At 53.7% G+C, this 12,216-nt stretch carries 8 protein-coding genes; 5 read left to right on the plus strand and 3 right to left on the minus strand.

Annotated features, from left to right (window positions below; translation table 11 throughout):
* The first annotated feature begins 139 nt into the window (after positions 1–139).
* The 3 genes from hmsP (at position 140) to LCS67_RS01115 (ending at position 5,297) form a co-directional block, all read left to right on the plus strand.
* Positions 140–2,146, plus strand: a complete 2,007-nt coding sequence (hmsP, locus tag LCS67_RS01105) for a biofilm formation regulator HmsP (RefSeq protein ID WP_001266362.1) — start codon at positions 140–142, stop codon at positions 2,144–2,146.
* 157 nt (positions 2,147–2,303) lie between these two features.
* A complete protein-coding gene (gene dctA, locus LCS67_RS01110) occupies positions 2,304–3,590 on the plus strand; it encodes a C4-dicarboxylate transporter DctC (protein WP_000858228.1) in 1,287 nt (428 codons plus the stop codon).
* 219 nt (positions 3,591–3,809) lie between these two features.
* On the plus strand, positions 3,810–5,297 hold the full coding sequence (locus tag LCS67_RS01115) for a M16 family metallopeptidase (RefSeq protein ID WP_001163183.1): 1,488 nt from the start codon (positions 3,810–3,812) through the stop codon (positions 5,295–5,297).
* Positions 5,298–5,350: 53 nt separating this feature from the next.
* Here the strand turns inward: LCS67_RS01115 and LCS67_RS01120 are convergent, their stop codons facing one another.
* Positions 5,351–6,280, minus strand: coding sequence for a sugar kinase (locus tag LCS67_RS01120; RefSeq protein WP_000037591.1), 930 nt, complete (start codon positions 6,278–6,280; stop codon positions 5,351–5,353).
* Between the two features lie 228 nt (positions 6,281–6,508).
* Between LCS67_RS01120 and pdeH the strand changes: the two genes are divergently transcribed.
* A complete protein-coding gene (gene pdeH / locus LCS67_RS01125; RefSeq protein WP_000595623.1) occupies positions 6,509–7,276 on the plus strand; it encodes a cyclic-guanylate-specific phosphodiesterase in 768 nt (255 codons plus the stop codon).
* Between the two features lie 109 nt (positions 7,277–7,385).
* On the plus strand, positions 7,386–9,446 hold the full coding sequence (locus tag LCS67_RS01130) for an AsmA family protein (protein WP_000158670.1): 2,061 nt from the start codon (positions 7,386–7,388) through the stop codon (positions 9,444–9,446).
* 39 nt (positions 9,447–9,485) lie between these two features.
* Here LCS67_RS01130 and LCS67_RS01135 read toward each other — a convergent pair whose 3' ends face one another.
* The gene (locus tag LCS67_RS01135) at positions 9,486–10,808 is read right to left on the minus strand and encodes an MFS transporter (RefSeq protein WP_001148981.1); all 1,323 of its coding nucleotides are present in this window, start codon (positions 10,806–10,808) and stop codon (positions 9,486–9,488) included.
* A gap of 350 nt (positions 10,809–11,158) precedes the next feature.
* Positions 11,159–12,187, minus strand: a complete 1,029-nt coding sequence (yhjD, locus tag LCS67_RS01140; RefSeq protein ID WP_000191230.1) for an inner membrane protein YhjD — start codon at positions 12,185–12,187, stop codon at positions 11,159–11,161.
* Positions 12,188–12,216: the final 29 nt, after the last annotated feature.

Below are 12,216 nucleotides of genomic sequence, written 5' to 3' on the forward strand. Positions count from 1 at the left end.
TAGGCCTGAGAAGCGCAGCGCCATCAGACGCTATCATTAACCGTTATTCAGAAAAGTCCTTTTCAGATACAGCCTCTCTTAATGCCGCAGCAATCGGGTATACTCAGGCGGCAGTCCGGGATATCCAGGGAGAGTCAATTTGCGCGTCAGCCGCTCGTTAACAATTAAACAGATGGCAATGGTTGCGGCCGTTGTCATGGTGTTTGTTTTTGTCTTTTGCACCGTTTTGTTGTTCCATCTGGTACAGCAGAACCGCTACAACACGGCTACGCAACTGGAAAGCATCGCGCGATCTGTTCGGGAACCTCTTTCTTCCGCGATTTTAAAAGCGGATCTCCCCGGCGCGGAAACCATTCTGGAAAGTATTAAACCTGCGGGCGTGGTGAGTCGCGCCGATGTGGTATTGCCGAATCAGTTCCAGGCGTTGCGTAAGCGCTTCATTCCTGAACGCCCCGTCCCGGTTATGGTGACGCGTCTCTTCGAACTGCCGGTACAAATTTCTTTGCCGGTTTATTCGCTGGAGCGTCCCGCCAATCCGCAACCGCTGGCCTACCTTGTATTGCAGGCGGATTCGTACCGTATGTACAAATTCGTCATGAGCGCGCTCTCTACGTTAGTGACCATTTACTTACTTTTATCGCTGATCCTGACGGTGGCCATCGCCTGGTGCGTAAACCGCCTGATTGTGCATCCGCTGCGCAAAATCGCCCGCGAGCTGAACGACATTCCGCAGCAGGAGCTGATCGGACATCAGCTGGCGTTGCCGCGTCTGCATCAGGATGATGAAATTGGGATGCTGGTGCGCAGCTATAACCTCAACCAGCAGCTTATGCAGCGTCAACGCGAGGAGCAAACGGACAACGCGATGCGTTTTCCGGTTTCCGAGCTGCCCAATAAAGCCTTTTTAATGGCGCTGCTGGAACAGGTTATCACCCGCCAACAGACCACCGCGCTTATTATCGTGACGTGCGAAACGTTGCGTGACACGGCAGGCGTGCTGCAAGAAACGCAGCGGGAGATTCTATTACTGACGTTGGTTGAGAAGCTGAAGTCGGTGCTGGCGCCGCGCATGGTGCTTACGCAGGTCAGCGGCTATGACTTTGCCATTATCGCCCACGGCGTCAAAGAGCCGTGGCACGCCATCACATTAGGTCAGCAAATACTCACTATCATTAATGAACGACTACCCATTCAGGGTATTCAACTGCGCCCAAGCTGCAGTATTGGCATTGCGATGTATTATGGCGATCTGACCGCCGAAGAGCTCTATGGTCGCGCCGTCTCCGCCGCGTTTACCGCGCGCCGAAAAGGTAAAAATCAGATCCAGTTCTTTGACCCGGCGCAGATGGAGGCCGCTCAACAGCGCCTTACCGAAGAGAGCGATATCCTTACCGCGCTGGATAACCATCAGTTTGCCATTTGGCTGCAGCCGCAGGTCGAGATGCGCAGCGGCAACGTATTAAGCGCCGAAGCCTTGTTACGTATGCAGCAGCCGGACGGTAGCTGGGAATTACCGGAGGGACTGATTGAGCGCATTGAATCCTGCGGCCTGATGGTCACGGTGGGCCATTGGGTGCTGGAAGAGTCCTGTCGCCAGCTTGCCGCCTGGCAGGAGCGAGGCGTGACATTGCCGCTCTCCGTCAATCTTTCCGCGTTACAGCTCATGCACCCTGGCATGGTGTCGGAGCTGCTGGAATTGTTAAACCGCTATCGTATTCAACCAGGTACGCTGATTCTTGAGGTCACTGAAAGCCGCCGTATCGACGATCCGCACGCTGCCGTCGCTATCTTACGTCCGTTACGTAATGCTGGCGTGCGTATCGCACTGGATGATTTTGGCATGGGTTACGCGGGGCTGCGCCAGTTACAGCATATGAAGTCGCTACCGGTCGATATCCTTAAAATTGATAAAATGTTTGTCGATGGGTTACCGGATGATCACAGTATGGTGACGGCGATTATCCTGATGGCCCGCAGTCTTAATTTACAATTGATTGCCGAGGGCGTGGAGAACGAGGCGCAACGCGCGTGGCTGGAACAGGCGGGAGTCAACGTCGCGCAAGGCTTCCTGTTTGCTCGGCCCGTTCCCGCGGATATCTTTGAAGAACGGTATCTGTCGCACGAAAATCCTGATTACAAAAGTTAAAAAAGGTCGCGCTTGTGCGAGCCAGCTCAAACTTTTTAACATTTTTGTTTCAATTATGATCCTGGCGCATTTCTGTCATGTTGTGTGGGTGTTATTTTAAGGCCGCAGGTTACTCATAACCTTACAAGACCTGTGGTTTTTACTTCAAGGACACCCTATGAAAACCTCTCTGTTCAAAAGTCTTTATTTTCAGGTCCTGACAGCAATCGCCATTGGTATTCTCCTTGGCCATTACTATCCTGAACTGGGCGCACAAATGAAACCGCTTGGCGACGCGTTCGTTAAGCTCATTAAGATGATCATCGCTCCTGTCATTTTCTGTACTGTCGTGACGGGCATCGCAGGCATGGAAAGCATGAAAGCGGTGGGCCGTACCGGCGCGGTCGCGCTGCTTTACTTTGAAATTGTCAGTACGATTGCGCTGATTATCGGTCTTATCATCGTCAACGTCGTGCAGCCTGGCGCCGGGATGAACGTCGATCCGGCAACGCTGGATGCGCAGGCGGTGGCCGTTTATGCCGCACAAGCTAAGGAGCAGGGCATTATTGCCTTCCTGATGGATGTTATACCGGGCAGTGTGATCGGCGCGTTTGCCAGCGGCAACATTCTGCAGGTCTTACTGTTTGCGGTGTTGTTTGGTTTTGCGCTGCACCGTTTGGGCAGCAAAGGCCAGCTCATTTTCAATGTGATTGAGAGTTTTTCGCAGGTCATTTTCGGCATCATCAATATGATCATGCGCCTGGCGCCGATTGGTGCATTCGGCGCGATGGCCTTCACCATCGGTAAATACGGCGTCGGTTCCCTGGTGCAACTGGGGCAGCTCATTATCTGCTTCTATATCACCTGTATTCTCTTCGTGGTGGTAGTGCTGGGGACGATTGCACGGGTAACGGGCTTTAGCATTTTTAAATTTATTCGCTATATCCGGGAAGAATTACTCATTGTGCTCGGCACCTCCTCTTCCGAGTCAGCGTTGCCGCGTATGCTCGATAAGATGGAAAAACTGGGGTGCCGTAAGTCGGTGGTAGGGCTGGTGATCCCGACGGGGTATTCGTTCAACCTCGATGGCACCTCTATCTACCTGACGATGGCGGCGGTGTTTATCGCCCAGGCGACCAACAGCCATATGGATATCTTCCACCAGATAACGCTGCTGGTCGTGCTGCTGCTCTCGTCAAAAGGCGCTGCGGGCGTGACCGGAAGCGGCTTTATCGTGCTGGCGGCCACTATCTCCGCCGTAGGCCATTTACCGGTTGCGGGACTGGCGTTAATCCTCGGTATCGACCGCTTTATGTCCGAAGCGCGCGCGCTGACTAACCTGGTGGGTAACGGCGTGGCGACGGTGGTGGTTGCCAAATGGGTGAAAGAGTTAGATCACCAAAAGCTGGACGATGTGCTTAATAATCGTGCGCCGGATGGCAAAACGCACGAAATTTCCTCCTAATCTCGCCACTTATGCCCGTAGTCCCTTCCAGGACTGCGGGTGTTTGCGCATAATTGACCCCTGCGCCCAAAGCATACAGCATGATGCTTAGGGATTATTTCACTTCTTCCGTGACATTTTTAGGTTCTCGCGGTCTAACACGAAGTGTTTTTACGTCATATTCAGGCATCCCTGCCGGGGCTGTCTTTTTATTACCAGGATTGTTGATCAGGGGTTCACATGCAGGGCACAAAAATTCGACTCTTAGCGGGCAGTCTGTTGATGTTGGCCTCTGCCGGCTATGTGCAGGCAGATGCGCTCCAGCCCGATCCGGCATGGCAACAGGGGACGCTGGCTAATGGGTTACAGTGGCAAGTGTTGGCTACGCCTCAGCGCCCCAGCGATCGTATTGAAGTTCGTCTCCAGGTTAATACCGGTTCGCTCACCGAAAGTACGCAACAGAGCGGGTTCAGCCATGCAATTCCCCGTATCGCGCTGACGCAAAGCGGTGGTCTGGATGCCGCACAGGCACGTTCTTTATGGCAGCAAGGGTTTGATCCGAAACGTCCCATGCCGCCCGTTATTGTTTCTTATGATTCCACGCTCTATAACCTCAGTTTACCCAATAACCGTAACGATCTGCTGAAAGAAGCGCTGACCTATCTGGCTAACGTCTCCGGTAAATTAACCATTACGCCAGAGACGGTGAATCATGCGTTAAGCAGCGAAGATATGGTTGCGACGTGGCCAGCAGATACTAAAGAGGGCTGGTGGCGTTATCGGCTGAAAGGATCGGCGTTATTGGGGCACGATCCCGCGGAACCGTTAAAGCAGCCGGTAGACGCAGCCAAAATTCAGGCTTTCTATGAAAAATGGTACACCCCGGATGCCATGACGCTGATTGTTGTCGGCAACATTGATGCGCGCTCCGTCGCCGAGCAGATCAATAAAACGTTCGGTACGCTGAAAGGTAAACGCGAAACGCCCGCCCCGGTGCCGACGCTTTCGCCGCTGCGGGCGGAATCAGTGAGCATTATGACCGATGCGGTGCGCCAGGATCGTCTCTCCATTATGTGGGATACGCCGTGGCAACCGATTCGCGAGTCGGCGGCGCTGTTGCGCTACTGGCAGGCGGATCTGGCGCGCGAAGCGCTGTTCTGGCATATCCAGCAAGAGCTTACTAAAAATAACGCGAAAGATATTGGTCTGGGGTTTGACTGCCGGGTTCTGTTTCTGCGCGCGCAGTGCGCCATCAACATTGAATCACCTAATGATAAGCTCAATACCAATTTGAGCCTGGTGGCGAATGAACTGGCGAAAGTACGCGACAAAGGTTTGTCGGAAGAGGAGTTTACTGCGCTGGTGGCGCAGAAAAATCTCGAATTGCAAAAGCTGTTCGCGACCTACGCGCGTACCGATACTGACATTTTGACTGGACAGCGTATGCGCTCGCTGCAGAATCAGGTGGTGGATATCGCGCCGGAGCAGTATCAGAAGCTGCGCCAGAATTTCCTCAACAGCCTGACCGTCGATATGCTCAATCAGAATCTACGTCAGCAGCTATCGCAGGAGATGGCATTAATTTTGCTGCAACCGCAAGGCGAGCCGGAATTTAATATGAAGGCGTTAAAGGCGACGTGGGATGAAATCATGGTCCCGACAACTGCCGCCGCTGTTGAAGCAGATGAGACGCATCCGGAAGTGACGGAGACACCGGCGGCACAGTAAGCTGCCGCCTGCCGGCCCGGTAAGCGCAGTGCCACCGGGCAAGAGCGAATGACTTACTGCGGCATCGCGTCGTGCGGAATAATGGCCCCACGGTACTGAATCACCGTGCTGGCCGTCAGGTGTCCGCGCTTCGCGGCATCCGTCGCGCTGCCGCCCGTCAAACGAACGGCCAGATAACCGGCGCTGAAGGAGTCGCCTGCGGCAGTGGTGTCTATCACTTTCTCTTTCGGCAGTTTTACTGCCGGAACGTCAATGAGCGCCTCGCCCTGAATCGAGACCAGGCATGAGTCCGCCCCGCGTTTTACCACCACTTCCTGCACGCCTGCCGCATGGGTGCGGGCAATGACCTCTTCCACGGGTTGCTGACCCCATAGCGCGTCTTCATCGTCCAGTGTCAGGAAGGCGATATCAGTACATTCCAGCATCTTTTGATAGACCTGCTGCGTTTCTTCGCGACTTGTCCATAAACGCGGGCGATAGTTATTATCAAAAATGACTTTCCCGCCGTTGGCCCGACATTCACGCAATAAAGACAGCAGCTTATCACGGCTGGTCGGGCTTAAAATCGCGAGGCTAATGCCGCTCATGTAGAGATAATCGAAGGTCGCCAGCGTCTCGCAGATAGCCGCTGACTGCTCGCTCTCCAGCCAGAATTTCGCTGCCGCTTCGTTACGCCAGTAGTAGAAGGTACGCTCGCCAGTATCATCGGTTTCGATGTAATAGAGGCCTGGCAGGCGGTTTTCCATCCGCTGCGTTAGCGAGGTATCCACATTTTCATGCTGCCACGCCTCCAGCATCTGTTGGCTGAAACTGTCGGTACCCAGCGCCGTCACATAGTGAACGGCCAGAGCGGCAGAATCGACCTGACGGGCAATATAAACGGAGGTATTCAGCGTGTCGCCGCCGAAACCGCGCTGAACATCAGAGCCTTTCTGCGACAGCTCAATCATGCATTCGCCAATCACGGCAATCTTTTTAGACATAGTCGTGAACCTGATCTGTAAAAATTAGCGTTAGTGTGCGCTGTGGATGTTTAGTGGTCAATAATATTAAAACATCGGTCCATTATTTTTTTGAGCAAGTGCGTATTTTTGACAAGTTTCGTGGTCTGTTTTTATTTTGCCAGGGACCGAGGGTAAAGTTCTCTGCCTGAACGCCGATAACCTTTGACGAGTCCGGACAGTCACACTCCCATTAACAGGACAACTGAGATGATAAAGCAGGTTATCCAGCAGCTACGCGTTCCTGATGCAGGTATAGAAAATTTGCAGGAACGGCGCTATTGGCTGCAATGCGAGCGTGCCTATACTTACCAGCCGATATACCAGACGGATGGCCGTCTGATGGCGGTTGAACTTCTCACTGTCGTCACCCATCCTGATAACCCTTCCAGACGTATTGCCCCGGATCGTTATTTCGCGGAGTTAGCGGTTCGACACCGCATTGACGTAGTGAAAGAACAACTTCATCAGCTTGAACAAAAAGCGGATTTTTTCACTCGCCATCACTTATTGGCATCGGTCAATGTCGACGGCCCTACGCTGATTGCCATGCGACGACAGCCGGACATTCTGGCAGCGATGGAGCGCTTACCCTGGCTGCGTTTCGAACTGGTGGAACATATTCGTTTGCCGAAAGACTCCTCTTTCGCCTCGATGTGTGAGTTCGGCCCGCTGTGGCTGGATGATTTTGGTACCGGTATGGCCAATTTTTCAGCGCTGAGCGAAGTGCGTTATGACTACATTAAAGTGGCGCGAGAGCTGTTCGTCATGCTGCGCCAGTCCGCGGAGGGGCGCAACCTGTTCATTCTGCTGCTGCAACTGATGAACCGCTACTGCCGCGGCGTTATTGTCGAGGGCGTGGAGACGCTGGAAGAGTGGCGTGATGTGCAGCGTTCGCCCGCCTTTGCCGCCCAGGGCTATTTTCTTTCTCGACCCGTGCCGCTGATATCGCTCGAAGAGGTGATTCTGACCCTGTAATGCCAGACTGTTCCCGTAATACGTGGTATTACGAGGCGCGGTCATCCTCCTTTTTCGTCTGGCTGAACTATCTTTAGGACAGGCAAGGGAAGAAGTGAGGAAATAACACATGACTAAAGCAGGCAAAATAACCGCCGCCATCACAGGGACTTTCTTGTTGTTGATCGCCATAGTGATTTTGTTGATCGCAACATTTGACTGGAACCGCCTCAAACCGACCATCAACCAGAAAGTCTCTACCGAATTGAACCGGCCTTTCGCTATTCGCGGCGATTTAGGCGTGGTGTGGGAACGCCAAAAACAGGAGACCGGCTGGCGAAGCTGGGTACCGTGGCCGCATGTTCACGCGGAAGACGTCATTCTCGGCAATCCGCCGGATATTCCGGAAGTCACGATGGTGCATCTGCCACGCGTTGAGGCGACGCTTGCTCCGCTGGCGCTCCTGACCAAAACCGTCTGGCTGCCGTGGATCAAACTGGTGAAACCCGACGCGCGTCTTATTCGTCTGTCCGAGAAAACCAATAACTGGACCTTTAACCTCGCGCAAGACAAGAATACGGACCCCAATGCTAAACCTTCCGCCTGGTCCTTCCGGCTGGATAATATTCTCTTCGACCAGGGGCGAATCGCGATCGATGATAAGGTCAGCAAGGCGGATATCACTATTCTGATCGATCCGTTAGGCAAACCGTTGCCGTTCAGCGAAGTGACGGGAACGAAAGGCAAAGCAGACAAATCCAGCGTGGGCGACTATGTCTTCGGCCTAAAGGCGCAGGGGCGTTATAACGGGGAACCGTTGACCGGTACGGGCAAAATAGGCGGTATGCTGGCGCTACGCAGCGAAAGTATGCCTTTTCCTGTGCAGGCCGATTTCCGCTCTGGCAACACGCGGGTGGCTTTTAGCGGCGTGGTGAACGAGCCGATGAAAATGGGCGGCGTCGATCTGCGGCTTAAATTCTCTGGCGATTCACTGGGCGATTTATATGATTTAACCGGCGTGCTGCTGCCGGATACGCCGCCGTTTGAGACCGATGGGCGATTGGTGGCGAAAATTGACGCCGAAAAGTCATCGGTATTTGATTATCGCGGTTTTAACGGGCGCATTGGCGACAGTGATATCCACGGCTCCCTCACTTATACCACCGGTAAACCGCGCCCTAAACTGGAAGGCGATGTCGAATCGCGCCAGTTACGACTGGCCGATCTTGGGCCGCTGATTGGCGTGGATTCCGGGAAAGACGCTGAGCAGTCGAAACGGTCTGAACAGCGCAAAGGCGAGAAGAATGTTCAGCCGGCGGATAAAGTGTTGCCTTACGATCGCTTTGAAACCGACAAATGGGACGTTATGGACGCCGATGTCCGGTTTAAAGGCCGACGTATTGAGCATGGCGGCAGTCTACCGATTAGCGATCTTTCGACCCATATCATCCTGAAAAACGCCGACTTACGTCTACAGCCGCTGAAGTTTGGTCTGGCAGGCGGCAGTATTGTCTCCAACATCCATCTGGAAGGGGATCAAAAGCCAATGCAGGGGCGGGCGGATATACAGGCGCGTCGGCTGAAGCTTAAAGAACTGATGCCGGATGTGGAGCTGATGCAGAAAACGCTGGGCGAGCTGAACGGCGATGCGGATATTCGCGGGACGGGCAACTCGGTCGCCGCGCTGCTTGGCAACAGTAACGGCAATCTGAAATTATTGATGAATGATGGATTGATTAGCCGCAACCTGATGGAAATCGTGGGGCTGAACGTCGGCAACTATATTGTCGGGCAGATTTTTGGCGATGACGAAGTGCGGGTTAACTGCGCGGCGGCGAATCTCAATATTGCGAACGGCGTGGCGCGACCGCAAATTTTTGCTTTTGATACAGAAAATGCGTTGATTAACGTGACCGGTACGGCGAGCTTCGCCTCTGAACAGCTCGATTTAACCATTGATCCGGAAAGTAAAGGGATTCGTATTATTACGCTGCGATCGCCGCTGTACGTGCGCGGGACATTTAAAAATCCGCAGGCGGGCGTCAAGCCCGGCCCGCTGATTGCGCGCGGCGCGGTTGCGGCAGCGCTGGCGACGTTGGTAACGCCCGCCGCCGCGCTATTGGCGCTCATTTCGCCCTCTGAAGGCGAAGCCAATCAGTGCCGGACGATTTTAACGCAGATGAAGCAGTAACGTGAAACGTAGCGCCGGATGATGCCATCCGGCGCCCTATTACAACGCCTGATGACGCGTCTCATGGGTTAACAGCAGTGCAATCAGCGTCAGCGCCGCCATTGACGCCAGGTAAACCCCTACCGCCGCCAGCCCGTAGTGGCTTTGCAGCCATGCGGCAATATACGGCGCGACGGAAGCGCCCAGAATCGATGACACATTGTAGGAAAACGATGCGCCGGTATAGCGCACTTCCGTCGGAAATAGCTCCGGCAGCAGCGCTCCCATTGGGCCGAAGGTCAGCCCCATCAGGCTCAGGCCCAACAACAGGAACACGAATACCAGCGCTGGATTGCCTGAACCCAGCAGCGGGGTAAAGGCGAACAACGCGAAGAGAATGATGAGCGTGGTAATGATGACCATGCTTTTCCGACGGCCAAATGCGTCCGCCAGCAGGCCGGCGACGGGCACCATCACGCCGAAACCAATCACCGCCATCATCAGCATCCACAGTATTTCATTGCGCGGCAAGCCAAGCCCCACCGGCGCGGCGGCAGTGCTGTAAGTCATGGAATAGACGGTCATGATATAGAACAGCGTGTAGGTCGCCAGCATAATAAACGTGCCGAGAATGGTTACGCGGACATGCTTCGTCAGCAACGTGCCCAGCGGTATTTTTACCTGTTTTTTCGCTGCGGCGACTTTCGCAAACACCGGCGTTTCATGCAGCGACACGCGCACATACAGGCCGATAATCACCAGCACCGCCGAGAAGATAAACGGCACGCGCCAGCCCCAGCTCATAAACTGCTCGTCGGTCAGCAGCCAGGAGAGCAACAGGAAGGTGCCATTGGCAAAGAAGAAGCCGATCGGCGCGCCCAACTGCGGGAAGGAGCCATACAGCGCGCGTTTGCGCGGCGGCGCATTCTCCGTCGCTAATAACGCTGCGCCGCCCCATTCGCCGCCCAGCCCCAGTCCCTGACCGAAACGCGCCAGCGCCAGCAGCAACGGCGCGAAAATACCTATCGTCGCGTAGCCCGGTAACAGACCGATAATGACCGTGGAGATCCCCATCGTCAGCAGCGAAGCCACCAGCGTGACTTTGCGGCCTACCCGGTCGCCGAAGTGGCCGAATAGCGCAGAGCCGATCGGACGCGCCACAAACGCGATAGCGAAGGTGGCGAGCGATTGTAGCGTTGCCGCAGTGGGATCGCCCTGGGGGAAGAAGATAAGGGGGAACACGATCACCGCAGCGGTGGCGTAAATATAGAAGTCGAAGAACTCAATTGCGGTGCCGATAAGCGAGGCAATAACGACTTTATTGCGTGAGTTTACCGGAACATGTTCCTGCTCATGGTCGAGTGTTGTGGCGGTTGCTTGCATACTATTTTCTTATTTTTAGCGAACGAATAGCCATATTACGCACAGCAAAAGTTATATTTCAATGTGTAACAAAAGCCAAAAATGGTCAAAAAAAGCGCAAAAAGGGGATAATGTTTAAGCCAGCCATTTTGCGTCTATGAAATGCTTCACATAATTTTAGAATTGGTGGATAAAACTGGTTTCTGGTTAAATAAAAGTTAATTACTGGATTTATATGCTGAAACAATGAGATGAGGCGGAAGGACGTGCCTGATTGTACCGCCGGGTACGCTTTGCTTGCCCGGCCTGGGTACACACAGCAGTAGGCCGAATGACGACGCCGTGCGTGCCATTCGGCAGCAAGCCGCAGACTAGCGTTGCGTTTTACCCGGCATTCGCGGGTCGTCCTTGTATTCGGCGGTGGCTATCCAGGCCGCGCAGAATAACGTCAGACGGGCAAAAAAGTAGAAGAAGGCCATCAGACCGAGTACGGAGCCAAACGCTGCGCCGGAAGGCGATTTCACCAGTGACGGCAGCGTATAGGTCATAATGATTTTAATCACCTCAAAACCGATAGCGGCAATAAATGTCCCGCGAATCAACGCTTTTTTACGGGGACGATGGCGAGGCAGTCGCCAGAAAATCCAGAAGAAAAGCAGATAGTTGGCAAAAATAGAGATGGCCAGACCGATCAAATGCCAGGCCGGTTTTAACCATTCGATGCTGTCGAGATACAAGGCGGAGATGATCATCTGCTGGGCGGAACCGGCGATGGAAGTAATGGACAGCGTAATGATTAAAGCGATTAATAATCCAATCAGCGAGATAAAATCGCGTAGATATTTGAGCCAGATTTTCTCCTGATCCTGCGGCTTGCGCTCCCAGACGTCCCGTGACTGGGCGCGAATCGCTTCCCGCAGGTTGCCCATCCAGTTAACGCCGGAATAGAGCGCGATACCCAGTCCGACCAGCCCTACCGTGGTACGCTGTTGAACCGCCGTATTAATCGTATTTTTAAGCGTGGACGCCAGCGTAGGATCGCTCACATTCATCAATATCTTGCTGAAAATATCTTCCAGTAGATTAGGGTGCGAGGCGAGGATAAAACCTGCCGCGGCAAAGGACACCATCATTATCGGGATCATCGACAGAAACGAAAAGTAGGTGATAGCCGCGCCAAACTGATTACCCAGTCGATCGTTAAAACGTTCGGTCGCGCGAATGAGGTGGGCCACCATTGGTTGACGCTGAATTTTTTGCACCAGGGAGGTGACGGAATGCAACGCCTGATTTGCCTTTTCGTTTTTTTCCGGGGCGTCATGCGGCTGCGTTTCTATTTTTTGTATCGGGTCGTGCTCCAGTTCCTGAATAGGGCGTTTTACGTCATTTTCCTGCGTCATCAGGTCGGTAGTCCTTCATCATTAATAGA

Source organism: Salmonella sp. A7 (genome assembly GCF_020181675.1).
Lineage (GTDB): Bacteria > Pseudomonadota > Gammaproteobacteria > Enterobacterales > Enterobacteriaceae > Salmonella > Salmonella enterica.

Coding starts and splice junctions, on each gene's coding strand:
- LCS67_RS01120 (WP_000037591.1), bottom strand. CDS start 6,280: ATGTCTAAAAAGATTGCCGTGATTGGCGAATGCATGATTGAGCTGTCG.
- LCS67_RS01135 (WP_001148981.1), bottom strand. CDS start 10,808: ATGCAAGCAACCGCCACAACACTCGACCATGAGCAGGAACATGTTCCG.
- dctA (WP_000858228.1), top strand. CDS start 2,304: ATGAAAACCTCTCTGTTCAAAAGTCTTTATTTTCAGGTCCTGACAGCA.
- LCS67_RS01115 (WP_001163183.1), top strand. CDS start 3,810: ATGCAGGGCACAAAAATTCGACTCTTAGCGGGCAGTCTGTTGATGTTG.
- pdeH (WP_000595623.1), top strand. CDS start 6,509: ATGATAAAGCAGGTTATCCAGCAGCTACGCGTTCCTGATGCAGGTATA.
- yhjD (WP_000191230.1), bottom strand. CDS start 12,187: ATGACGCAGGAAAATGACGTAAAACGCCCTATTCAGGAACTGGAGCAC.
- LCS67_RS01130 (WP_000158670.1), top strand. CDS start 7,386: ATGACTAAAGCAGGCAAAATAACCGCCGCCATCACAGGGACTTTCTTG.